At 70.7% G+C, this 22,751-nt stretch carries 21 protein-coding genes (1 of these 21 cut by a window edge); 12 read left to right on the forward strand and 9 right to left on the reverse strand.

Annotated features, from left to right (window positions below; all coding sequences use genetic code 11):
• A protein-coding gene (locus tag JYK18_RS20460) for a type I polyketide synthase (protein WP_242579288.1) crosses the window boundary here: on the forward strand, positions 1–4,869 show its 3' portion. The gene continues 24,765 nt to the left of window position 1, outside the view; 4,869 of the gene's 29,634 nt are visible here — the last part of the coding sequence; its start codon lies beyond the left edge, outside the window; its stop codon occupies positions 4,867–4,869.
• A gap of 69 nt (positions 4,870–4,938) precedes the next feature.
• Here the strand turns inward: JYK18_RS20460 and JYK18_RS20465 are convergent, their stop codons facing one another.
• The gene (locus JYK18_RS20465) at positions 4,939–5,373 is read right to left on the reverse strand and encodes a type II 3-dehydroquinate dehydratase (RefSeq protein ID WP_206803539.1); all 435 of its coding nucleotides are present in this window, start codon (positions 5,371–5,373) and stop codon (positions 4,939–4,941) included.
• 79 nt (positions 5,374–5,452) lie between these two features.
• Between JYK18_RS20465 and JYK18_RS20470 the strand changes: the two genes are divergently transcribed.
• The 6 genes from JYK18_RS20470 (at position 5,453) to JYK18_RS20495 (ending at position 11,859) form a co-directional block, all read left to right on the forward strand.
• Entirely contained in the window at positions 5,453–6,301 is an 849-nt protein-coding gene (locus tag JYK18_RS20470; protein WP_374195054.1) for an ROK family protein, read from the forward strand.
• Between the two features lie 152 nt (positions 6,302–6,453).
• The gene (locus JYK18_RS20475; RefSeq protein ID WP_206803541.1) at positions 6,454–7,620 is read left to right on the forward strand and encodes a DegT/DnrJ/EryC1/StrS family aminotransferase; all 1,167 of its coding nucleotides are present in this window, start codon (positions 6,454–6,456) and stop codon (positions 7,618–7,620) included.
• Positions 7,617–8,681: a Gfo/Idh/MocA family protein gene (locus tag JYK18_RS20480; RefSeq protein WP_206803542.1), complete on the forward strand. Its 1,065-nt coding sequence runs from the start codon at positions 7,617–7,619 to the stop codon at positions 8,679–8,681. The genes JYK18_RS20475 and JYK18_RS20480 overlap by 4 nt, the downstream gene beginning before the upstream one ends.
• Positions 8,678–9,361, forward strand: a complete 684-nt coding sequence (locus JYK18_RS20485; RefSeq protein WP_307795964.1) for an HAD-IA family hydrolase — start codon at positions 8,678–8,680, stop codon at positions 9,359–9,361. Before JYK18_RS20480 ends, JYK18_RS20485 begins: the two co-directional genes overlap by 4 nt.
• A complete protein-coding gene (locus tag JYK18_RS20490; protein WP_206803543.1) occupies positions 9,361–10,386 on the forward strand; it encodes a 3-dehydroquinate synthase in 1,026 nt (341 codons plus the stop codon). The genes JYK18_RS20485 and JYK18_RS20490 overlap by 1 nt, the downstream gene beginning before the upstream one ends.
• Positions 10,387–10,440: 54 nt before the next feature.
• Entirely contained in the window at positions 10,441–11,859 is a 1,419-nt protein-coding gene (locus tag JYK18_RS20495) for an alpha/beta hydrolase (protein ID WP_206803544.1), read from the forward strand.
• Here the strand turns inward: JYK18_RS20495 and JYK18_RS20500 are convergent.
• Positions 11,796–12,224 carry a MerR family transcriptional regulator gene (locus tag JYK18_RS20500; protein ID WP_206803545.1) on the reverse strand — a complete coding sequence of 143 codons (429 nt, stop codon included), beginning with the start codon at positions 12,222–12,224 and terminating at the stop codon, positions 11,796–11,798. The two genes, JYK18_RS20495 and JYK18_RS20500, sit on opposite strands and share 64 nt — an antisense overlap.
• A 50-nt stretch (positions 12,225–12,274) precedes the next feature.
• On the opposite strand from JYK18_RS20500, the gene JYK18_RS20505 reads away from it, so the two are divergent.
• Genes JYK18_RS20505 through JYK18_RS20515 form a run of 3 tightly spaced genes read left to right on the forward strand, consistent with a single transcriptional unit; the run spans position 12,275 to position 14,171 of the window.
• Positions 12,275–13,162: an NAD(P)-dependent oxidoreductase gene (locus tag JYK18_RS20505; protein ID WP_206803546.1), complete on the forward strand. Its 888-nt coding sequence runs from the start codon at positions 12,275–12,277 to the stop codon at positions 13,160–13,162.
• Positions 13,159–13,587: a PPOX class F420-dependent oxidoreductase gene (locus tag JYK18_RS20510; protein ID WP_206803547.1), complete on the forward strand. Its 429-nt coding sequence runs from the start codon at positions 13,159–13,161 to the stop codon at positions 13,585–13,587. The genes JYK18_RS20505 and JYK18_RS20510 overlap by 4 nt, the downstream gene beginning before the upstream one ends.
• 47 nt (positions 13,588–13,634) lie before the next feature.
• Positions 13,635–14,171 (forward strand): carboxymuconolactone decarboxylase family protein, encoded by a 537-nt coding sequence (locus tag JYK18_RS20515; RefSeq protein WP_206803548.1) that lies wholly within the window; start codon positions 13,635–13,637, stop codon positions 14,169–14,171.
• An 82-nt stretch (positions 14,172–14,253) separates the two neighbouring features.
• Here the strand turns inward: JYK18_RS20515 and htpG are convergent, their stop codons facing one another.
• Complete coding sequence (gene htpG, locus JYK18_RS20520) at positions 14,254–16,113, reverse strand: molecular chaperone HtpG (protein ID WP_307795965.1); 1,860 nt, start codon at positions 16,111–16,113, stop codon at positions 14,254–14,256.
• A gap of 55 nt (positions 16,114–16,168) precedes the next feature.
• Positions 16,169–17,137 carry an LLM class F420-dependent oxidoreductase gene (locus tag JYK18_RS20525; RefSeq protein ID WP_206803549.1) on the reverse strand — a complete coding sequence of 323 codons (969 nt, stop codon included), beginning with the start codon at positions 17,135–17,137 and terminating at the stop codon, positions 16,169–16,171.
• A gap of 104 nt (positions 17,138–17,241) precedes the next feature.
• Between JYK18_RS20525 and JYK18_RS20530 the strand changes: the two genes are divergently transcribed.
• Complete coding sequence (locus JYK18_RS20530; protein ID WP_228004302.1) at positions 17,242–17,457, forward strand: three-helix bundle dimerization domain-containing protein; 216 nt, start codon at positions 17,242–17,244, stop codon at positions 17,455–17,457.
• Positions 17,447–18,397, forward strand: a complete 951-nt coding sequence (locus JYK18_RS20535) for a nucleoside hydrolase (protein WP_206803550.1) — start codon at positions 17,447–17,449, stop codon at positions 18,395–18,397. Before JYK18_RS20530 ends, JYK18_RS20535 begins: the two co-directional genes overlap by 11 nt.
• Positions 18,398–18,447: 50 nt before the next feature.
• Here JYK18_RS20535 and JYK18_RS20540 read toward each other — a convergent pair whose 3' ends face one another.
• The 5 genes from JYK18_RS20540 to JYK18_RS20560 all read right to left on the reverse strand — a co-directional run bounded on the left by JYK18_RS20540 (position 18,448) and on the right by JYK18_RS20560 (position 22,749).
• Positions 18,448–19,023, reverse strand: a complete 576-nt coding sequence (locus JYK18_RS20540; RefSeq protein WP_206803551.1) for a hypothetical protein — start codon at positions 19,021–19,023, stop codon at positions 18,448–18,450.
• Positions 19,014–20,054 (reverse strand): MupA/Atu3671 family FMN-dependent luciferase-like monooxygenase, encoded by a 1,041-nt coding sequence (locus tag JYK18_RS20545; RefSeq protein ID WP_206803552.1) that lies wholly within the window; start codon positions 20,052–20,054, stop codon positions 19,014–19,016. Before JYK18_RS20545 ends, JYK18_RS20540 begins: the two co-directional genes overlap by 10 nt.
• Before the next feature lie 8 nt (positions 20,055–20,062).
• Positions 20,063–20,770, reverse strand: a complete 708-nt coding sequence (locus JYK18_RS20550) for a response regulator transcription factor (RefSeq protein ID WP_206803553.1) — start codon at positions 20,768–20,770, stop codon at positions 20,063–20,065.
• A gap of 178 nt (positions 20,771–20,948) precedes the next feature.
• Positions 20,949–21,764 carry an ABC transporter permease gene (locus tag JYK18_RS20555; protein ID WP_206803554.1) on the reverse strand — a complete coding sequence of 272 codons (816 nt, stop codon included), beginning with the start codon at positions 21,762–21,764 and terminating at the stop codon, positions 20,949–20,951.
• Between the two features lie 13 nt (positions 21,765–21,777).
• Entirely contained in the window at positions 21,778–22,749 is a 972-nt protein-coding gene (locus JYK18_RS20560; RefSeq protein WP_206803555.1) for an ATP-binding cassette domain-containing protein, read from the reverse strand.
• Positions 22,750–22,751: the final 2 nt, after the last annotated feature.

Raw genomic sequence — 22,751 nt, forward strand, 5'->3', positions numbered from 1 at the left:
ACCGGCGTGTTCGCCGGCGTGATGTACAACGACTACGGCGCCGGAATGGGCGGCGGCGACATGGAAGGCCACCAGGGCACCGGTTCCTCGCCGAGCGTGGCGTCCGGCCGGGTCGCCTACACGTTCGGCTTCGAGGGCCCGGCGGTCACCATCGACACCGCGTGCTCGTCTTCGCTGGTCGCGATGCACTGGGCGATGCAGGCGTTGCGGGCCGGGGAATGCTCGCTGGCGCTGGCCGGTGGTGTCACGGTGATGTCGACGCCGTCGGCGCTGGTGGAGTTCTCGCGGCAGCGCGGCCTTTCGCCGGACGGCCGGTGCAAGGCGTTCTCCGACGACGCGGACGGTGTCGGCTGGTCGGAAGGTGTCGGCCTGGTTGTGCTGGAACGGCTTTCGGATGCTCGCCGCAATGGGCACCAGGTGCTGGCGGTGGTCCGTGGTTCCGCGGTGAACCAGGATGGTGCGTCGAATGGCCTGACTGCGCCGAACGGGCCGTCGCAGCAGCGGGTGATCCGGCAGGCGCTGGCCAGCGCGGGTCTTGGAACGTCCGATGTGGACGCGGTGGAGGCACACGGCACGGGCACCTCCCTGGGCGACCCGATCGAGGCGCAGGCGCTGCTCGCCACGTACGGGCAGGACCGCGAGCACCCGCTGCTGCTCGGGTCCGTCAAGTCGAACCTGGGCCACACGCAGGCGGCGGCCGGGGTCGCCGGGGTGATCAAGATGGTCATGGCGATGCGGCAGGGCACGCTGCCGAAGACGCTGCACGTCGGCACGCCTTCGTCCCACGTGGACTGGGAGGCCGGTTCGGTCGAGCTGCTCACCGACGTCACCGAATGGCCCGAGGTGGGCCGGGCGCGCCGGTCGGCGGTGTCGTCGTTCGGCATCAGCGGGACCAACGCGCACGTGATCCTGGAGCAACCGCCGCGGACCACCGAGGCGCTGGAGGTCCCGGAGATCGAGCCGGAGGTCGTCCCGCTGCCGGTGTCGGCCAGGACGGCGGGCGCGCTGGACGGGCAGGTCGAGCGGATCAGCGAGTTCGCCGACGGCCGGATGGCCGTCGACGTCGGCCTTTCGCTGATCACCCAGCGGTCCACCTTCGAGCACCGCGCGGTCCTGCTGTCCACTGAGGACGGTGTGGTCGAAGCGGCCCGCGGGGTGGCCGACGACCGCACGCTGGCCGTGGTGTTCTCCGGTCAGGGATCGCAGCGCATCGGGATGGGCCGGGAGCTGTACGACCGGTACCCGGTGTTCGCTTCCGCGCTGGACGAGGTGCTGGCGAACCTGGACGTTCGCGAGGTCATGTGGGGCGACGACCAGGAAGCGCTGAACCAGACGGGGAACGCGCAACCGGCGTTGTTCGCCCTCGAAGTGGCCTTGTTTCGGCTGGCGGAGTCGTTGGGCGTCAAGCCTGACTACGTGGCCGGGCATTCGATCGGTGAGGTCGCGGCGGCCCACGTGGCCGGGGTGCTTTCGCTCGCGGACGCGGCCAAGCTGATCTCCGCCCGGGCCCGGCTGATGCAGGCGCTGCCCACCGGCGGCGCGATGGTGGCGGTCCAGGCGACCGAGGACGAGGTCACGCCGCTGCTCACCGACCAGGTGTCGATCGCGGCGATCAACGGCCCGACCTCGCTGGTGATCGCCGGCGCCGAGGAGCCGGTCGCCGAGATCGCGGCGAAGTTCCAGGCCGACGGCCGCAAGACCAGCCGGCTGCCGGTGTCGCACGCGTTCCACTCGCCGCTGATGGACCCGATGCTGGACGAGTTCCGCGCGGTGGTCGCCGAGCTGTCCTTCGCCCAGCCGGAGATCCCGGTGGTGACCAGCGGGGACGTGACCTCGCCGGAGTACTGGGTGCGGCACGTGCGGGACGCGGTCCGGTTCGCCGAGAACGTGGAAACGCTGGTGGCCGACGGCGTCACGGCGTTCCTGGAGCTGGGACCGGACGGGGTGCTCTCGGCGATGGCCGCCGAGTCCGCGCCCGAGGACGCCGTGCTCGTTCCGTTGCTGCGCAAGGGCCGCGACGAGGAACAGGCCGCGCTGACCGCGCTGGCCCGGTTGCACGTGAGCGGGGTGGACGTCGACTGGCGGGGAGTTTTCGCCGGAACGGGAGCACGACAGGTGGAGTTGCCGACCTACGCCTTCCAGCACCAGCGGTTCTGGCCGTCGGGTTCGGTCAGCCGGGGCGGGGACGCCTCCGGGCTCGGGCTGGTCTCGATGGAGCACCCGCTGCTGGGCGCGGCCGTCGAACTGGCCGCCGGGCAGGGCGTGTTGTTCACCAGCAGGCTTTCGCTGGGTTCGCACCCGTGGCTGGCCGACCACGCGGTGATGGGGCGGCCGATGCTGCCGGGCACCGCGTTCGTCGAGCTGGCGCTGCGAGCCGGTGACGAGCTGGGCTGCGACCGCATCGAGGAGCTGACCCTGGCCGCGCCGCTGGTGCTGCCGGAGTCCGGAGCCGTGCAGGTCCAGGTGGCGGTGGGGGCGCCGGACGAGTCGGGCAGCCGCCCGGTCTCGGTGTACTCGCGGCCCGAGGACGCGGTCGACCTGCCGTGGACCGAGCACGCAACGGGCTCGCTGGCCGAGGGCGTGGAGCGCGCCGAGTTCGACGCCACCGCGTGGCCGCCTGCCGGTGCGGAAGCGGTCTCGGTGTCGGGGTGCTATGAGAAGTTCGCCGAGATCGGGTTCGGCTACGGGCCGGTGTTCCAGGGCCTGCGCGCGGTCTGGAAGGACGGCGAGGATCTGTTCGCCGAGGTCGAGCTGGACGAGGACGTGCCGGTCGACGGCTTCGGCCTGCACCCGGCGCTGCTGGACTCGACGCTGCACGCGTCGCTGCTGGCGGGTTCCGGCGAGGGCGGCCTGCCGTTCTCCTGGGCGGGCGTCTCCCTGCACGCGACCGGCGCGCGCACGCTGCGGGTCCGCATCCGGACCGCGGGCGACACGATGGCGATCGCCGCGGCGGACACCTCCGGTCAGCCGGTCGCTTCGATCGCGTCGCTGGTGGTGCGCGGGGTGTCCACCGACCAGCTCGACGACGTGGCCCGCGACTCGCTGTTCAAGCTGGACTGGGTGCCCGCCGCGATGGAGCCGGGCATGGTGGCCACCGCGGTGGTCGGGCCGGACGAACTCGGCCTCGCGGAAAGCCTGGCCGCCGGGGAGCCCTACGCCGATCTCGCGTCTATTGTGGATGGTGAGGTGCCGGGTACGGTGGTCGCGCCGATCACCGGGACCGAGGACGTGGTGGCCTCGGCGCACGAGGTGGGCGCGCGGGTGCTGGGGCTGCTGCGGGAGTGGATCGCCGAGGAGCGGTTCGCCGATTCGCGGCTGGTCTTCGTCACGCGGGGTGCGGTGGCCGCCGAGGAGGGCGACTCGCCGGACCTGGCCACCGCCGCGATCTGGGGCCTGGTGCGCTCGGCGCAGTCGGAGAACCCCGGCCGGTTCGGGTTGATCGACCTCGACGCCGGTGGGCTCGCGGTGGCGGTGCTGCCGCAGGCGCTGACCGTGGAGGAACCGCAGCTGGCCATCCGCGACGGGCTCGCGCTGGCACCGCGGATCGCGCGGGTGGCGAAGCCCGCGGCCGAGCCGTTCGAGTGGGACGGTCAGGTGCTGATCACCGGTGGCACCGGCGGGCTGGGCGCGGAACTGGCCCGGCACTTGGTCACCGATCGGGGAGTCACGGACCTGTTGCTGGTCAGCCGTCGTGGCCCGGCCGCGGAAGGGGCGGCCGAGTTGGCGGCCGAGCTTTCCGCGCTGGGGGCCTCGGTCGCGGTCGAGGCCTGTGACGTGACGGACCGGGAAGCCGTTTCCTCGTTGTTCGCACGGCATTCGGTGCGGGCGGTCGTGCACACCGCGGGTGTGCTCGACGACGGCACGATCGGGTCGCTGACGCCGGAGCGGTTGAGCGCGGTGCTGCGGCCGAAGGTCGACGCGGTGTGGAACCTGCACTCGCTCGGCGGCGAGCTGTCGGCGTTCGTGGTGTTCTCGTCCGCCGCCGGGGTGTTCGGCAACGCGGGCCAGGGCAACTACGCGGCGGCGAACGCCTGGCTGGACGCACTGGCCGCGCACCGGCGCGACCTCGGGCTCCCGGCGTTGTCGCTGGGCTGGGGCGCGTGGTCCGGGGCGGGCATGCTGTCCGGTGTGGACGCCGACCGGATCGCGCGGTCGGGGATGCCCGCGGTGACCGTGGAGCAGGGGCTGGCGCTGTTCGACGCCTCGCTGACCGCGGCCGAGCCGGTGTTGCTGCCGGTGCGGCTGGACCTTTCGGTGCTGCGGACGCAGCCGGAGGTGCCGCCGCTGCTGCGGGGGCTGATCCGGACGCGGACGCAGCGGTCGGCGGCCGGGGTCGAGACGGCCGACACGCTGCTGCGGCGGCTCGCTGGCCTGAGCGACGTGGAGCGCGAGGAGGCGCTGATGACGCTGGTGCGGGAGCAGGTGGCCGCGGTGCTCGGGTACGCCGACGGTGGCGAGGTGGAGCCGGACCGGCAGTTCAAGGAGCTGGGCTTCGACTCGCTGACCGCGGTCGAACTGCGGAACCGGCTGACCGGGGCGACCGGCTTGAAACTGCCCGCGACGCTGGTGTTCGACTACCCGACGCCGAACGAGCTGGTGGCGCTGCTGCGGGGCCAGCTGGTGCCGGAGTCCACTGTGGATGCCGGTGCGTCGCTGCTGTCGGAACTGGCGAAGCTGGAGCAGGCGATCGGGCGCGCGGAGGTCGACGACCAGACGTTCAAGCAGGTGGCCGGCCGCCTCGAGGTGCTGCGGACGCGGTGGGCCTCACTGCGCTCCGGGGCGAAGGCGGAGGAGACCGAACTGGACTTCGACTCCGCTTCGGACGACGAGGTGTTCGCCCTGCTGGACGAGGAACTGGGCCGGTCCTGACCGGCGCCCGCCATGCAGTGAATGTGGCTTTCACAGCGTCAGGCGCAGTGAAAGCCACATTCACTGCACTCAGGCGGGGATCTGGTGCAGCAGGGCCTGTGCGGCGAGGCGGTAACCGTCCGCGCCGAGGCCGACGATGACGCCGCTGGCCAGCGGGGCCAGCACGGATTCGTGCCGGAACTGCTCGCGGGCCCACACGTTCGACAGGTGCACCTCGATCCACGGGCGCGGGTAGTTCGCCAGCGCGTCCCGCAGGGACCAGCCCGCGATCATCAGCGCACCCGGGTTGATGATCGCGCCGACCGTGTCGTAGCTGTCCTGGAGCGTCCGGATCAGCTCGCCCTCGCAGTCGTTCTGGACCGAGGTGACGCGCCACCCGCGCCCGGCGACCTCGGCGGCGACCAGTGCCTCGATGTCGGCGAGCGTGCTGGAGCCGTAGACCTCGACCTCACGTTTTCCGAGAATGCCCAGATTTGGGCCGTTCATCAGCAACAGTTCGTCCATACTCGCAGTCCTAACACGCGATGGGCCCGAAATCGCTCAGTCCGGCGAGGAGGACAAGATCACTCAGCTCGGCATCGACATCGGCGGGACCAAGGTCGCTTTCCGGATCGGCGGGAGAAGCGGCGAAATGCGCTGGGGACCATTCCGCGATATTCGCGACGACCTGGCGAGAGTGGCCGCCGCGGTGGAAGAACTCGGCGAACCCGAAGCCGTCGGCGTGGCCATGCCCGCCACCCTGGACCACACCGGGACGGTGCTCGCCTGGTCCAACCGGCCCGGCTGGACCGGCGCGAACCTCTACACCCTCTTCGGTGAGGTTTTCCCTAGTGTTCCAGTGAGTTTCGCCGACGACGGTGACCTCGCCGCGGTCGCCGAAGCCGACGCGGCGGGATGTGCCGACCTCGTCTACTTCGGAGTGGGCACGGGGATCGGCGGCGGCATCGTCTCCGGTGGACGGCCGTGGCCCGGCCTCGCGCGCGGGTCGTGCGAACTGGGGCACCTCATCGTCGACCGCAACGGCCCGCCCTGCACCTGCGGCCGGTCCGGCTGCCTTCAGGCGCTCGCGTCCGGCCCGGCCACGCTTCGCCGGGCCGCCGGAATCCTCGGCCACGAACCGGAATTCGACGAGTTCACCCAGGCCTACCAGGACGCGAAGGGCTGGGCGCTGGCCGCAGTGCAGGAGACCTGCGCCGCGCTGGCGACCGCGGCGGTCGGTGTCGCGGAACTGGCGCACCCGAGCCGAGTGCTGATCGGTGGCGGGTTCGCCGCCGCGTTGCCCGGGTTCGCCGCCGAGGTGGCCGCACAGGCGAAAACCCTGGCCCGGCCGGGACAACCGGTGGTGCCCATCCAGCCCGCCGCGCTGGGTGGCTTGTCCTCTTTGCACGGTGCCGTCCTGCTCGCGGCGAACCAGCACTGGGGAAAACACTAGGAATTCGCGGTCCTGGTGAATATCCCGGCGGAATTGCGGGTGGAACGGGCTAGGGGGGTCGTCGGGGTTGGGGGTGGCAAAACCCCGCCTTACGCTCGGATCAACCGCGGAATTCGACTCCACCCGAAAGCCGACCGAACCGGAGTAGCCCGATGAATTCTCGTCCGACCCCCGCTCCTGACTACCCGGCCTGGCCGCAGTTCGACGACGGCGAGCGCGACGGCCTCCTCCGCGCGCTCCAGCAGGACGGCTGGTGGCGCATGGGCGGCAAGGAGGTCGACTCCTTCGAGCAGGAGTTCGCCGACTACCACGGCGCCCCGCACGCGCTCGCGGTCACCAACGGCACGCACGCCCTCGAACTGGCGCTCGAAGTGCTCGGCGTCGGCCCGGACACCGAGGTGCTGGTGCCCGCGTTCACTTTCATCTCCTCCTCGCAGGCGGTGCAGCGCCTCGGCGGCACGGCGATCCCGGTGGACGTCGACCCGTACACCTACTGCATCGACGCCGGCGCCGCCGCCGACCTGATCACCACCCGCACCAAGGCGATCATGCCGGTGCACATGGCCGGCCACATGTCCGACATGGACGGTCTGGCCAAGATCGCGAACGACGCCGGGGTGGCGATCATCCAGGACGCCGCGCACGCGCACGGCGCCCGCTGGCAGGGCCAGCGCGTCGGCGAACTCGGTTCGATCGCCGCGTTCAGCTTCCAGAACGGCAAGCTGATGACCGCCGGTGAGGGCGGCGCGGTGACCTTCCCCGACTCGGAGTCCTTCGAGCACGCGTTCCTCCGGCACAGCTGCGGCCGCCCGCGCACCGACCGCCGCTACCTGCACCAGACCTCCGGCTCGAACTTCCGGATGAACGAGTTCAGCGCCGCCGTGCTGCGTTCGCAGCTGGCCCGCCTGGACAGCCAGATCGACACCCGCGAGGAGCGCTGGCGCCTGCTGGGCGGCCTGCTCGACGAGATCCCCGGTGTGGTCGCGCAGTCCCGCGACGAGCGCTGCGACCGCAATCCGCACTACATGGCGATGATCCGGCTCCCGGGCATCACCGAGGAACAGCGCAACGAGCTCGTCGACGCGCTGATCGAGCGCGGGGTGCCCGCGTTCGCCGCCTTCCGCGCGATCTACCGCGTCGACGGCTTCTGGGAGAAGGGCGCGCCCGCGGAGACGGTCGACGAGATCGCCGCGCGCTGCCCGGTCACCGAGGAGCTGTACCGCGACTGCGTGTGGCTGCACCACCGGACCCTGCTGGGCACCGAGCAGCAGATGCACGACACCGCCGCGATCGTCGCCGAAGTGCTGGCGCGGCGATGAAGACCTACCGGGTCGCGGTGGTCGGCCTCGGCTGGGCGGGGCGGTCGATCTGGCTGCCCCGCCTCCAGGCCCACCCCGCCTTCGACGTGGTCGCCGCGGTCGATCCCGAGGCGGTCATCCGCAGCACGGTCGGCCGCGAGGCAGGAAACCTCAAGCTCCTGTCCAGTGTGGACGAATTGAAGGGGCTCTCGGTGGACCTGGCCGTGGTGGCGGTGCCGAACCACCTGCACCACGACGTGGCCAAGGGTCTGCTGCTCGACGGGATCTCGGTGTTCCTGGAGAAGCCGGTGTGCCTGTCCTCGGCGGAGGTCGACTCGCTGGCCGCCGCCGAGCGCGCCGGCCGCGCCACCCTGCTGGCGGGCAGTGCCGCGAACTTCCGCGCGGACGTGCTGGCCCTGCACGACCTCCGCAAGGAACTCGGCCACATCCGGCACCTCGAACTGACCTGGATCCGCGCCCGTGGCGTGCCTTCGGGCGACGGCTGGTTCACCGACCGCCGCTACTCCGGTGGCGGCGCGCTGGTCGACCTCGGCTGGCACCTGCTCGACGTGGCCGGGCCGCTGCTCGGCGACGCGGAGATCGACCAGGTCATCGGTTCGGTCTCGGCCGACTTCGTGAACGACAGTTCGCGGGGCGCGGTCTGGCGCCACGACGCGGGCACCGGGGCGCACGGCGACGTCGAGGACACCGCGAACGCGTTCCTGGTCACCGACAACGGCACGTCAGTGCTGGTCCGCGCGAGCTGGGCCTCGCACGAACAACGCGACGTGACCACGGTGACCGTGCACGGCAGCGAGGGCACCGCCCGGCTGCGCTGCACCTTCGGCTTCAGCCCGAACCGCGAGGGCGCGGCCGTGCTGAGCCTGACCTGCGACGGCGAAACCGTGGCGCTGCCGGTCCCGGAGGAGCCGATCGGCTCGGAGTACGACCGGCAGCTCAACGAACTGCCCGGCCTGCTCGCGGATCCCGCGTCGCAGGGCAGGGCGATCGAGGACGCCCGCAAGACCGTGCGGGTGATCGAAGGGGTCTACGGCTCCGTGAACCGGCGGAGGACCGCGTGACGATCGAACTCAACCGCCCGGCGACCGGCGGCCCCCTCGGCGTCGTCTTCGACCTCGACGGGGTCATCGTGGACAGCTTCGCGGTGATGCGCCAGGCCTTCGACCTGGCCTACGCCGAGGTCGTCGGCGAGGGGCACCCGCCGTTCGAGGAGTACAACAAGCACCTCGGCCGGTACTTCCCGGACATCATGCGGATCATGGGCCTGCCGCTGGCGATGGAGGAGCCGTTCGTCCGCGAGAGCTACCGCCTCGCCGGTGAGGTCGAGGTGCACGACGGGGTGCCCGAGACGATCGCGGAACTGCGGGAGCGCGGGCACCGGATCGCCGTGGCCACCGGGAAGAGCGGGCCGCGCGCCCGGTCGCTGCTGGAAACCCTCGGCCTGATCGAGCTGTTCGACGTGGTGATCGGCTCGGACGAGATCGCCCGCCCGAAACCGGCACCGGACATCGTGCGGCACGCGATGGACGTGCTCGGCGTGCCCGCGGACCGGTCGATGATGATCGGCGACGCGGTCACCGACATCCAGAGCGGGCAGGCCGCCGGGGTGACCGCCATCGCCGCGGTCTGGGGCTGCGAGGGCAACACGGCCGAGCTGCTGGCCGCGGACCCGGACGTGGTGCTGGAACGGCCCGAGGAACTGCTCGCCCTGTGCCCGGCCGCGGCTGTGGCGAGCGCCTGATGAGCGAGCGGATCGACGTCGACCTCGGCGACCGCTCGTACCCGGTGCACGTGGGCGCCGGGGTCCGGCACCGGCTCGGCGGCGTACTCGCCGGACTGGGGGTTCGGCGAGTCGCCGTCGTGTCGGCCAGGCCGGCCGAGCTGCTGCCCGATCCCGGGGTCGAGTCGATCGTGCTCACCGGGCAGGAGGGCGAACAGGACAAGAACCTGGCGACGGTGGAGGAGCTGTGCCGCCGCTTCGCCGGGTTCGGCCTGACCCGCTCGGACGCGCTGGTCTCGTGCGGTGGTGGCACGCTGACCGACGTCGTGGGGCTGGCGGCTTCGCTGTACCACCGCGGGATCCCGGTGGTGCACCTGCCGACCTCCCTGCTGGCGCAGGTGGATGCCAGCGTCGGCGGCAAGACCGCGGTGAACCTGCCCGAGGGCAAGAACCTGGTCGGCGCGTACTGGCAGCCCGCCGCGGTCCTCTGCGACACGGACTTCCTGGAGACCCTGCCGCGACGCGAGTGGATCAACGGCTACGGCGAGATCGCCCGTGCGCACTTCATCGGCGCGGGGGAGTTGCGGGAGCTGCCGCTGGCCGAGCAGATCGCCGCGAGCGTCCGCCGCAAGGCCGAGATCGTGGCGCGGGACGAACGGGACTCCGGGCTGCGGCACATCCTCAACTACGGCCACACCCTCGGGCACGCGCTGGAACGGGCCACCGATTTCCGGCTCCGCCATGGGGAAGCCGTGGCGATCGGCACGGTGTTCGCCGGCCGGCTCGCCGGGGCGCTCGGCCGGATCGACCAGGCCAGGGTGGACGAACACCTCGACGTGGTGCTGTCCTACGGCTGCCCGTCGGAGTTGCCACCGGGGCTCGACCTGGCGGAACTGGTCCGGTTGATGGGCATGGACAAGAAGGCCACCACCGGGCTGGCGTTCGCGCTGGACGGCCCGGACGGCGCCGAACTGGTGCGGGACGTGCCCGAGGACGTGGTGTTCGAGGTGCTGCGGCAAATGCCGGTGGGGCCCGCCCTACCGTGAATCCTCCGGTTGGCCCGGTGGGCCGGGCGGGTGCCCGGGACCAGGCTGAGCGGTATGAAAATGGTCTTGCTCAGCGCTTTGTGCCTGGTGGGTCTGGTGTCCCCGGCCGCGGCCGCGCCACCGGAGCGCCTGCGGTGGGAACCCTGTCCGGTCGCCGGTAGCGCGCAGGAGTGCGCGACCCTGCGGGTGCCGCTGGACTACCGGGCACCGCACGGCGAACGGATCGACGTCCGCGTGTCGCGGATCCCGGCGAGGCGGCCGGAGGCGCGGCACGGGGTGCTGTTGCTGATCCCCGGCGGTCCCGGCAGCACAGGGTTGAATCGTCCCTCCACATTGGACATCCCGGCCGAGGTGCGCGACCGGTTCGACCTGGTGGGCTTCGATCCGCGCGGGGTCGGCAAGAGCACACCGATCAGCTGTGCGCTTTCCCCGCAGGACAACGGGAAAACCATGCCGTGGCCGGACGCCGACGGCGGCATCGGGGAGAACGTGGCGCAGGGCAAGCGGGTCGCGAAGGCCTGTGCGGACAACGGCGGCCCGGTGCTGCGGCACATCAACACGCCCAACGAGGTGCGCGACCTCGACCGGCTGCGGCAGGCGCTGGGGGAGCGGAAGCTTTCGTACTGGGGCCTTTCGTACGGGACCTACGTCGGCGCGGTCTACGCGACGATGTTCCCGCGGCACACCGACCGGGTGGTGCTGGACAGCACGGGCGACCCGCGCCGGGTGGCCCGCGGCTGGCTGGCGAACTACCAGATCGGCGTCGAAGACCGGTTCCCCGACTTCGCCCGCTGGGCCACCGAACCCGGCAACGAACTGCGCCTGGCCGACGATCCGGCGGCCGTCCGGCCGTTGTTCCTCGACCTCGCCGCCCGTCTCGACCGCGCTCCGCTGCCCGGGTTGACCGGCAACGGACTGCGGGAAGCCCTGCTGCGCAACCTCTACACCGACGCGGGCTTCCCGGCGATCGCCAAGCTGATGATCGCGGCCAGGGATGGCGGGGAGATCCCGCCGCAACCGCAGCCGCCGGAGGACGTGCTGCAGAACGTCAGCGCGATGGCCATCACGACGGTGTGCAACGACGTCGAATGGCCGAAGTCGATCAAGGGGCACGAACGCGCCGTCGCGGAGAGCCGGGAGCGGTTCCCGCTGACCGCGGGCATGCCGGTGAACATCACGCCGTGTTCGTTCTGGCCGTACGAGCCGGTGAAGCCGGTGAAGATCACCGACAACGGCCCGTCGAACGTGCTGATGGTGCAGAACACGCGCGACCCGTCCACCCCGCTGGCCGGGGCGCGGGAGATGCGCCGGGCGCTGGGTGACCGGGCGCGCATGGTCGTGGTGGACTCGGGCGGGCACGGCGCCTACCGCGCCAACGGCAACGCCTGCGGCGACGACGCGGTGACCGGCTACCTGCTCTCCGGGCGGCTCCCGGCCGCCGACGTCACCTGCCCGGCCTCGTCCGGGCAGTAGTACTCCGGCATCCGGGCTTCGGTGGTTTCGATGTAGTCCCGCAGGGCCTGGCGAGTGCGGTTGAGCGTGTCGATCTGCTCGTCCAGGCCCTGCAACCGCCCGTTCAGCAGGTCCAGCGTCTCCTGGCACGGCACCAGGTCGGGACCGGCGCCGGACAGGCACGGCTGGAGGTAGGCGATGGCCTGGGTGGACAGCCCGGCGTCGAGCAGCTTCCGGATCTGGAGAACGGTGAGCACGGCGTCCTCGCCGTATTCGCGGTAGCCGCTGGTGCTGCCGCGGTCCGGTTCGAGCAGGCCCTGGGACTCGTAGTACCGCAGCTGGTGCGCCCCGACGCCGGTGCGCCGGCTCAGCTCCCCGATCAGCACGGCGGTTCCTCCTTGACCTTCATACCGGTGTGAAGGTTCACCATAGCGCCATGACGAAGAACCCCACGCATTCGGTGACCGTGCTCGGCCTCGGCCTGATGGGCCGGGCACTCGCCGGCGCCTTCGTGCGCGAAGGCCACACCACCACCGTCTGGAACCGCACCGCCGCCAAGGCGGACGAACTGGTCGCCGAAGGCGCGACCCTGGCCCCCTCGATCCGCGACGCGCTGGCCGCCGGCCCGCTCGTGGTCGCCTGCGTATCCGACTACGACGCCCTGCGCGCGCTGCTCGACCCGGTCGGCGACCAGCTCGACGGGCGCGTGCTGGTGAACCTGACCTCGGGCACTTCGGCCGGGGCCCGCGAGACCGCGGCCTGGGCGGTCGAGCGCGGTGCCACCTATCTCGACGGCGCGATCCTGGCCGTGCCCGCCGCCATCGGCTCGGCGGAGGCCGTGCTGCTCCACAGCGGTCCCCGGGAGGTGTTCGACCAGTACGAACCGGTGCTGCGGGCGCTCGGCACGACCACCTACCTCGGCGCCGACCACGGCCTGTCCTCCCTGAACGACGTGGCCGTGCTCGGGCTGATGTGGAGCATCCTCAACGGTTTCCTGCAGGGCGCCGCACTGCTCGGCGCCGCGGGCATGTCCGCGTCGTCCTTCGCCGAACTGGCGAAACGGCTCGCCCCCACCGTGGTCGACTGGCTCCCGGCCTACGCCGAGCAGATCGACAACGGCGCCTACCCGGCGTTCGACTCCACCATCGACACCCACTTCGGCGCGATGGACCACCTGGTGCACGAGAGCGAAGCGCTCGGCGTCAGCACCGAACTGCCGGAGTTCGTCAAGGCGCTGGGCGAGCGCGCGATCGCCGCCGGCCGGGGCGGGGACGGATACGCTGCGGTGATCGAACAGTTCCGCAAGCCTTCGGAGGTGGCATGACCACGCCGTTCAACCCGCGCGACCTGCTCGCCGCGAGCAACCTGGGGGTGCTCGCGACGATCCGGGCCGACGGGCGCCCGCAGCTCTCGCCGGTGACCACGTACTACGACCGCGAAGCCGAGACCATCTACGTCTCGCTGACCGACGGGCGGGCCAAGACGAAGAACCTGCGCCGGGACCCGCGGGCCTCGCTGGAGGTGACCAGCGCCGACGGCTGGTCGTGGGCGACCGCCGACGGCACGGCCACGCTGGTCGGCCCCGGCACCGATCCGCACGGTCCCGAGGTCGAGGCGCTGGTGGACTACTACCGCAAGGCCGCCGGCGAGCACCCCGACTGGGACGAGTACCGCTCGGTCATGGTGTCGGACCACCGGGTGCTGCTGAAACTGTCGGTCGAGCACGTCTACGGCGAGAAGGTGCGCTGAGCCTGGCTAGGCTGGGCTTCGAGTTCCGCCAGCACCCAGGAGGACCGTTGCCGCACATCGAACTCGATCCCCAGCTGCCCGGCATCCGCGCGTTGTTCGCCTACCGGCCCGAAACGGCGCAGCCGCTCGGCCTGCTGGCCGAAACCCTGCTGCGCGGGCCGAACAGCCTGTCCGTCGGCGAGCGCGAGCTGATCGCGTCGGTGGTGTCGAAGGGCAACGACTGCACGTTCTGCTCGTCCAGCCACGGCGCGGCCGCCGCGGCGGCGCTCGACGAGGACCTCGAAGTGGTCGCGGCCGCCTGGGGTGACGTCGACGCAGCGCCGGTCTCGGCGAAGGTGAAGGCATTGCTGCGGGTCGCGCTCGCGGTGCGGGAGACCGGCAAGGCGGTGACCCCGGAGCTGGTCGCGGCGGCTCGCGCCGAGGGCGCCACCGATGTGGAAATCCACGACACCGTGCTGATCGCTGCGGCGTTCTGCATGTACAACCGCTACGTCGACGGCCTCGCCACCGTCGCTCCTCCGGAGCTTTCGGCGTACCGGGGCATGGGGCAGCAACTGGTGGACCAGGGCTACCTGCGGATGTAGGGGGCGCCTCTGCACCCGTGCGGTGAATGTGGCTTTCACAGCGTCAGGCGCTGTGAAAGCCACATTCACCGCGTTCGGGGTCTCACATGGCGGCGGCCAGGCGGCCGGCCAGCAGGCGCATGAAGCGCGGCGGGTCGCTCAGCTCGCCGCCTTCGGCCAGCAGGGCCATGCCGTAGAGGATCTCGGCGGTTTCGGCCAGCGCCGGGTCGTCCTTGCGCTCCTCGTGCGCCTTGCGCAACCCGCTGACCAGTTCGTGGTCCGGGTTCAGCTCCAGGATCCGCTTGATCTGCGGCATTTCCTGGCCCATCGCCCGGTACATCTTCTCCAGCGTCGGGGAGACGTCGTTCGCGTCACCGACGATGCAGGCGGGCGAGGTGGTCAGCCGCGAGGACAGCCGGACCTCCTTGACCTGCTCCGACAGCGCCTCACCCATCCAGCCGAGCAGTCCGGCGAAGTCCTTCTGCTGCTCGTCGGACTCCTTCTTCTCCTCGTCGGAGTCGAGGTCGACCTGGCCCTTGGCGATGGACTGGAAGTTCTTGCCCTCGAACCCGGTGACCGACTCGACCCACATCTCGTCGACCGCGTCGGTCAGCACCAGCACCTCGTACCCCTTGGCCTGGAACGCTTCCATGTGCGGCGAGTGCTCGATCAGCGAGCGGCTGGCGCCGGTCAGGTAGTAGATGTGCTCCTGGCCGTCCTTCATCCGCTCCACGTACTCGCGCAGCGTGGTCGGCTTCTCGGCGTCGTGCGTGGAGGCGAACGACGAGATCTCCAGCAGCGTCTCGCGGTTGTCGGCGTCGTTGACCAGGCCCTCCTTGACGGCCGGGCCGAACTCCTTCCAGAAGGTCGCGTACTTCTCCGGCTCGGTGCTCTGCATCGCCTTGACCGTGCTGAGCACCTTCTTCACCAGGCGGCGGCGCATCAGCTGGATCTGGCGGTCCTGCTGGAGGATCTCGCGCGAGACGTTGAGCGAGAGGTCCTGCGCGTCCACCACGCCCTTGACGAACCGCAGGTACTCCGGCATCAGCGCTTCGCAGTCGTCCATGATGAACACGCGCTTGACGTAGAGCTGCACCCCGCGCTTGCTGTCGCGCATGTACAGGTCGAGCGGCGCGTGCGACGGGAGGAACAGCAGCGCCTGGTACTCGAAGGTGCCCTCGGCCCGCAGCTGGATGGTCTCCAGCGGGTCGGTCCAGTCGTGGCTGATGTGCTTGTAGAACTCGTGGTACTCCTGCTCGGTGGCGTCGTCCTTCGACCGGGCCCAGAGCGCCTTCATCGAGTTGACGGCGTCGGTGCTGTCCTTGCCGAGGCGCACCGGCCAGGTGATGAAGTCCGAGTACCGCTGGACGATCTCCTTGAGCTTCCAGTCGGCGGTGTAGTCGTAGAGGTGGTCGTCGCTGTCCTCGGGCTTGAGGTGCAGGGTGACCGCCGTGCCCGCGGGGGCGTCCTCGACCTCGTCGATGGTGTAGGTGCCCTCACCGGTGGACTCCCAGCGGGTGCCCTGGCTCTCGCCGGCCTTCCGTGTCACCAGGGTGACCTTGTCGGCGACCATGAAGCTGGAGTAGAAGCCGACGCCGAACTGGCCGATCAGGTCCGCCGACGCGGTGGAGTCCTTGGCTTCCTTGAGCTTGCGCAGCAGTTCCGCGGTACCCGACTTGGCGATCGTGCCGATCAGGTCGACCACGTCGTCGCGGGACATGCCGATGCCGTTGTCGCGCACGGTCAGCGTGCGCGCCTCGGCGTCGGCCTCCAGCTGGATGTGCAGGTCGGACGTGTCCGCGTCCAGGTCCTTGTTGCGGTACGCCTCGAGCTTCAGCTTGTCGAGCGCGTCGGAGGCGTTGGAGATCAGCTCCCGCAGGAAGATGTCCTTGTTCGAATACAGCGAGTGGACCATCAACTGCAGCAGCTGGCGCGATTCGGCCTGGAACTCGAGCGTTTCCACCGGATTCCTTTCGGGCTCACCAGGTTGGACGGGGAGCCCCCATTATCCCGTGTGCTCAACCCAGCTTTTCGCGCAGGGCGGGCAGCAGCTCGCGCTCGGCGAAGCCGAAGAAGCCGTCCTGGTGGTCACCGCCGATCTGCACCAGCGCCACGTCGGTGAACCCGGCGTCGGCGAAGCCCCTGACCGCTTCCACGACGGGCTCGGCGTCCGGCCCGCAGGGGATCGACGCGGCCACGTCGTCCTGGGTGACGAACTGGGTGGCACCGGCGAAGGCCGAGGTCCCCGGCAGCTCGGCGTTGACCTTCCAGCCACCGCCGAACCAGCGGAACTGCTCGTGGGCGCGTTCGATCGCGGCACCGCGGTCGGGGTCCCAGCTGATCGGGAGCTGGCCGACCTTGCGCGCGGTCCGGCCCGCGTGCTCGTCCCACGACCGGCACAGCTCGGCCTTCGGCTCGACCGCGATCAGCGTGTCCGACTTGGGCGCGAACGCGGCGATCGACTGCTCACCGGACACCGCCACGCCGATCTGCGGCCTGGTCTCGGGGAGGTCCCACAGCTTGGCCGAGTCGACGCGGTAGTGCTTGCCCGCGTAGTTGAAGTAACCACCGTCGAAGAGGCCGTTGATGATGTCGAGCGCTTCGCCGAGCATCTCGTGGCGGACGTTGGCCGGGGGCCAGCCCTGCCCGACGACGTGCTCGTTGAGGTTCTCGCCCGCCCCGAGGCCGAGGGTGAACCGGCCGTCGGCGAGCAGCTGCGTGGTCGCCGCCTTCTGCGCCACCACGGCCGGGTGGTAGCGCAGGATCGGGCAGGTCACGTAGGTCATCAGCTCGACGCGTTCGGTCGACTGGGTGACCGCGCCCAGCACGCTCCAGGCGTAGGGCGCGTGTCCCTGCTCGTCGAGCCACGGCGAGTAGTGGTCGCTCATCACCTCGAAGTCGAATCCGGCCCGCTCGGCCTCGCCGGCGAAGCGCACGAGGTCCTTGGGCCCGGCCTGCTCGGTCATCAACGTGTACCCGAATCGCATGCTCCCGGCGTTCCCGTTCGGCGAGGCGTGAAACCTCACCTCGTTCGTTCACTTGTCGTTCATGCTCAGTTCAGTGACCGGGGTAACCACTTCGGGTGACCACCATGGATGATCTGCACGGAGAACAGTTGTCGGAGCAGCTGCGCGCCCTGGAGGAACGGCTGGCGCGGGACTACGCGGACGTCCCGCCGCGCACCGTCCACCGGTGCGTGGAGCAGGAGGTCGGCCGGTTCGCCGGCGCCAGGGTGCTGAGCTTCATCCCGGTGCTGGTCGAGCGCGCGGTCCGGCCGAAGCTGGAACGGGGTTTCGTTGGCACGTAGGCTCATCCTGGACGTCGACACCGGTACCGACGACGCCGTGGCGATCATGCACGCGGCGCTGCACCCGGACCTGGAGCTGGTCGGGATCACCACGGTGAACGGCAACGTGGGGCTCGCGCACACCACGGACAACACGCTGCGGGTGCTCGACGTGATCGGGCGGGCGGACATCCCGGTCCACCCCGGGCTGGCGCACCCGATCGCGCGCCGCGGCTTCCCGGGGCGGAAGCACTACGAGCGCGACACCGACCGCGACATGCACGGCACGTCGCTGCCGCTGCCCGAGGCGCGGTCGAAGGCGCAGGACGTCACGGCGGTGGAGTACCTGCTGGAGACGCTGCGGTCGGCGACCTCGCGGCTGACGCTGGTGCCGGTCGGGCCGCTGAGCAACATCGCCACCGTGCTGGCCATCGACCCGTCCGTGGTGGACGCGGTGGACGAACTGGTGATCATGGGCGGGGCGCACGCGTACGGGAACGTGACCGCGTCGGCGGAGTTCAACGTGTGGGCCGATCCGGAGGCCGCGGCCATGGTGTTCTCCGCGGGCTTCGAGCGGTTGACGCTGGTCCCGCTGGACGCCACACACCAGGCACTGGTCACCCGCCGTGACTGCGAGGCGCTGGCGGGCCTGGGTACGCCGGCCGGAGCCGCGGCGGCCGACCTGATCACCCGGCGCATCGACGCCTACCGCGCCGGCGGCGGGGTCTCGGCGGCCGACGCCGCCCCGGTGCACGACGCGGTTTGCACGGCGTACCTGGTGCGGCCGGACATCGTCACCACGCGGCACGTGCACGTCGACGTCGATGTCGCCGGCCCGCTCACGGTGGGCCGCACGGTCATCGACACCCGCCCGAACGCTAGCGGCTCGCCGAACGCGCACGTCGCGTTCAGCGCCGACCCGGCCATCCTGGTCGACACCCTCACCAAAACCTTCGCCTAGCCGGTGTCACGAAGGTGGCTTCCGCCTCTCGGAAGCCACCTTCGTGACACCTAAGCCAGGCCGTAGGCGCGTTCTGCCCGCGCCCGGGCGATTTCCGCCAGTTTCGCCCGGTTCACGTGGTCCGAGCCGTAGGCGCCGGCGGCCGGGTCCAGGTAGCGGTCCAAGCCCGTCGCGGCCAGGGTGAGGATCGCGCTCGGTCGCAGTTTCGTGGTGATGAAGGCACCCGGCAGCGGTGTGCTCCGGCGCAGCCGGGCGAAGGCGTCGGGGCACGGGCGCGGCAGGAGCCACGGGCGCCGCTTGGCCAGTGCGCGGTAGGCGGTGGCCAGCGCGGGCAGGTACTCCGGCAGCAACCGGCGGGCGCCGATGCGGGCGAAACCGTTCTGGCACAACAGGTCCACCGCGAACAGCGGATCCGTCTGGTCCAGCATCGGCGGTTCGTGCACCGGGCGCTTGCCGGTCACGCGCGCGAACGCGACCCGGTGCGCCTCCCGGTCCAGCCGCCGCGACGGCAGCAGGACCAGGTCGAGGTCCCACAGCGCCAACTCGGGACCGGACTCCCGCGCGGTGAGCACCGGCGAGGTCCACTCCAGCGGCAGATCGCTGACGTACGCGGTGGTCACCGACATGGCAGCCCTCCCGGCGCGGTGACCGCCCGCCGCACCTGGTCCAGGTGGTCCAGCGACGCCAGCACCTGCTGGTCCGGCACGCCGAAGTCGATCAGGCAGGCCACCTCGTCCACGCCCACCTCGTGCAGGTTCCGCACGAAGTCCGCGCACCGGGCGACCGAACCGAACAACGCCGACGACCGGAAGTACCGTTCGAAGGCGTGGTCGAGCAGGTTGCCCTGCCTGGCGTCGTTGAGTTCCGGCCACTTGCTGCGCCAAAGGTCCACAGAGGACTCGAGGTAGCCGAGGAACGGCTCGCGGATCACCGCGCGCACGTCGTCGTCGGTTTCGCCGACGAAGGTGTGCAGCATGACCGTCACCGTGCCGGTGTCCGGGTCGAAGCCCGCCGCGGCTCGTGCTTCGCGGTAGGCCTCGATCCGCGGTACCAGGTCGTCGACCTCCTGGAACAGCAACGCGGTCAGCACGTTGAGCCCGCGCGACCCCGCCTCGGCGAAGTTGGCCGGATTCGACGAGCAGGTCAGCCACAGGTTCAGCTCCGGCTGCACCGCCCGCGGGTAGGTGGTGATCTCCACCTCCGCGCCCTCACCGTTGACCCGGGTCATCGGCTTGCCCGACCACAGGTCACGCAGCACGTCCAGGTGCTCGAAGACGTACTCGCGCCGCCCGGCGTACCGCTCCGGCGCGAGCGCGAAGTCGTTCGCGTTCCAGCCGGTGGCCAGCGCCAGGTCGACCCGGCCGCGGGAGAGGTTGTCCACGAAGGACCAGTCCTCGACCACGGTCAGCGGGTCGTGCAGCGGCAGCACCACGCTCCCGGCGCGCAACCGGACCCGGCTGGTCGACACGGCCAGCGCCGTGGCGGCCAGCGCCGGATTCGGGTACGCGCCGCCGAACGGGTGGAAGTGCCGCTCCGGCAACCACAACGCGGTGAACCCGTGCTCGTCGGCGAAGCGCGCCGAATCGAGCAGCAGGTCGTACTCCTTCGGCGGATCGGTCACCTCGCGGTTGGCGAAGTAGAGCAGGCTGAAGTCCATCCCCCACCTCACCTGGTCCCGGCGCCGGCCAGGCCGCCCTTGAGCGCCAGTGCCACCGCCTGGGTCCGGTTGGCGCAGTTCAGCTTCACCAGCATGCTGGCCATCACGCGCTTGACCGCGTGGTCGGAGATGGCCAGCCCGCGGGCGATCTGCTTGTTGCTCATGCCTTCCACGAGCAGCGAAAGCGCCTCCTGCTCCCGGCGGGTCAGCCGGGAGCGGTACTCGCGGCGCGGCGGTGGCGCGGGTGCTTCCGCGCGGCCGGCCCGGTGCAGCAGTTCGCGGGCCATCGCCGAGGGCATCGGCACCTGGTCCACCAGCAGCCGGTGCAGGGTGTCCTCGAGCACCGGCACGGTCAGTTCTTCTTCGACGAGGTAACCGTCGCCGGGCAGCTGCGCGATGGCCGACAGTTCCGCTTCGCCGGGATCGCGCATCAGCAGCAGGATCTTGGTGTGCGCGTGGCGCGCCCGCTCCAGCAGCGGTGGCAGGCCGGGGTCGGGCCCGAGCCCGGCCACCACCACGTCGGGCCGGTGCGCCCCGATCAGCCTGCTCGCTTCGTCGAAGCCGGTGCAGCTCAGCACATCACGGACGTTGGCGATGGACCGCAACATCGCCTCGATCCCTCGCCGCACCACCTCGTTCTGCCCCACGAGGAGAATGCGGATGTCCACGCCAGCCCCAGCGATGACCGAAATGCTCTTCGAGCTCTCCTGATTCATCGGATTCACCCATTCACAACGCCTGCCCCCAATGCAGGATCAATGACATTCGTACCCCCGAAGTTATGAGAAATTACCTCTGTTCTTCGGTATGGGGGTGTGCTAAAGCCGTAATCGAACGCTGACGCTTGGTTCTAGAACGGTGTGCAGGCGTGGGCGAAAAGGGCGGAAAAGGGGGTCAGCTCATCGCGCGGCGCTGGAACTTGCGCACCGCGATCGGCGCGCAGATCGCCACGAGCACCACGCACCAGGCGAAGGCACCCCAGCCGCGCCAGCCGAGCGGCTCGTCCAGCAGGAAACCGCGGACCGCGTCGACGATCACGGTGATCGGCTGGTAGTCGGCGAAGACCCGCAGCCCGGCCGGCATCGACTCGGTCGGCACGAAGGCGCTGCTGGCGAAGGTCAGCGGCAGCAGCCAGATGTAGTTCGCCGACTGCGCGCCCTCGGCGTTGCGCACCATCAGCCCGATGGTCGAGGACACCCAGGAGAAGGTGAGGCTGACCAGCAGGAGCAGCGCGATCGCGGCCACCCAGCCGCCGACGCCCGCGGTCGGCCGGAAGCCGACCACCAGGCCGATCAGCACGCCGGTGACGATGATCAGCGAGTTGCGCACCACGTCGGCGAGGATGCGGCCGGTGAGCACCGCGGAGGGCGCCATCGGCAGCGAGCGGAACCGGTTGACCAGCCCGCGGCTCATGTCCTCGGCCAGCCCGACGCCGGAGTTGACCGCGCCGAAGGCCACCGTCTGCACGAAGATCCCGGCCATCAGGAAGTCCGGGTAGGTCATGCCGGGCGTGCCGATCGCGCCGCCGAAGACGTACCGGAACAGCAGCACGAAGATGATCGGGTTGACCGTGGCGAAGATCAGCTGGTCGGGGATGCGGGGGATGTGGCGCAGGCTGCGCTTGGTCAGCACCAGGGTGTCGGTGATCGCCCACTGCAGCCGGCCGCGCTGGAGCGGGCGGACGGGGGCGAGGGATTCGGCCGTGGTCACGGTGGCTCCTCGGTCAGGCTTGCTGGGGTTCGGCGGGCACGGCGTTCTTGCCGGTCAGGGTCAGGAAGACCTCGTCGAGCGTCGGTTCGCGCAGGCGCACGTCCTCGACGCCGATCTCCAGGTCGTCGAGCTCGCGGATCACCTTCGCCAGCAGGCGCGGCTCCTTGATCGCGGGCACGGTGATCACGCCGGTCTCGGGGTTCATCTCGGCGGAGGCGGTGCTGAACCGTTCGAGCGCTTCGAGCGCGACGGTCGCCTTGGCGTCGGCGGCCAGGTGCACCTCCAGCCGGGCGCCGCCGACCTGGGTCTTCAGCGAATCCGGGGTGCCCTGCGCGACCACCGTGCCGCCGTCGATCACCACGATGTCGTCGGCCAGTTCCTCGGCTTCCTCCAGGTACTGGGTGGTCAGCAGCAGCGAGGTGCCGCCGGCGACCAGTTCGCGGACCATCTGCCAGACGGTCTGCCTGCTGTGCGGGTCGAGTCCGGTGGTCGGCTCGTCGAGGATCAGCAGCGCCGGGTTGACGATCAGGCTGGCGGCCAGGTCCAGCCGCCGCCGCATGCCGCCGGAGTAGGTCTTGACCAGGCGCTTCCCGGCTTCGACCAGTTCGAAGCGGGCGAGCAGCTCGTTCGCCCGGCGGCGCGCGTCGGCCCCGCTGAGGTGGTAGAGCTGGCCGATCATCTCGAGGTTCTCGTAGCCGGTGAGGTACTCGTCGAGCGCGGTGTACTGGCCGGTGAGGCCGATCTCGGAGCGCAGCGCCCTGGCGTCGCGCACCACGTCCTTGCCCAGCACGGTGACCGTGCCGCGGTCGAACGGGAGCAGCGTGGAGATGATCTGCACGGTGGTGGTCTTGCCCGCGCCGTTCGGCCCGAGCAGGCCGAGCACGGTACCGCGGCGGGCGGAGAAGCTCAGCCCGTTGACCGCCTCGACGTCGCCGTAGCGCTTGTACAGGCCGTCGACCACCAGCGCGGGGGTCTGGTCGGACATGG

Source organism: Amycolatopsis sp. 195334CR, assembly GCF_017309385.1.
GTDB lineage: Bacteria > Actinomycetota > Actinomycetes > Mycobacteriales > Pseudonocardiaceae > Amycolatopsis.

Bases quoted from the DNA above. Each gene is read 5' to 3' on its own strand.
- JYK18_RS20495 (WP_206803544.1), top strand. From the start codon at position 10,441: ATGAAAATGGTCTTGCTCAGCGCTTTGTGCCTGGTGGGTCTGGTGTCC.
- JYK18_RS20550 (WP_206803553.1), bottom strand. From the start codon at position 20,770: ATGAATCAGGAGAGCTCGAAGAGCATTTCGGTCATCGCTGGGGCTGGC.
- JYK18_RS20510 (WP_206803547.1), top strand. From the start codon at position 13,159: ATGACCACGCCGTTCAACCCGCGCGACCTGCTCGCCGCGAGCAACCTG.
- JYK18_RS20530 (WP_228004302.1), top strand. From the start codon at position 17,242: ATGGATGATCTGCACGGAGAACAGTTGTCGGAGCAGCTGCGCGCCCTG.
- JYK18_RS20490 (WP_206803543.1), top strand. From the start codon at position 9,361: ATGAGCGAGCGGATCGACGTCGACCTCGGCGACCGCTCGTACCCGGTG.
- JYK18_RS20505 (WP_206803546.1), top strand. From the start codon at position 12,275: ATGACGAAGAACCCCACGCATTCGGTGACCGTGCTCGGCCTCGGCCTG.
- JYK18_RS20465 (WP_206803539.1), bottom strand. From the start codon at position 5,373: ATGGACGAACTGTTGCTGATGAACGGCCCAAATCTGGGCATTCTCGGA.
- JYK18_RS20475 (WP_206803541.1), top strand. From the start codon at position 6,454: ATGAATTCTCGTCCGACCCCCGCTCCTGACTACCCGGCCTGGCCGCAG.
- JYK18_RS20545 (WP_206803552.1), bottom strand. From the start codon at position 20,054: ATGGACTTCAGCCTGCTCTACTTCGCCAACCGCGAGGTGACCGATCCG.
- JYK18_RS20525 (WP_206803549.1), bottom strand. From the start codon at position 17,137: ATGCGATTCGGGTACACGTTGATGACCGAGCAGGCCGGGCCCAAGGAC.
- JYK18_RS20560 (WP_206803555.1), bottom strand. From the start codon at position 22,749: ATGTCCGACCAGACCCCCGCGCTGGTGGTCGACGGCCTGTACAAGCGC.
- JYK18_RS20480 (WP_206803542.1), top strand. From the start codon at position 7,617: ATGAAGACCTACCGGGTCGCGGTGGTCGGCCTCGGCTGGGCGGGGCGG.
- JYK18_RS20540 (WP_206803551.1), bottom strand. From the start codon at position 19,023: ATGTCGGTGACCACCGCGTACGTCAGCGATCTGCCGCTGGAGTGGACC.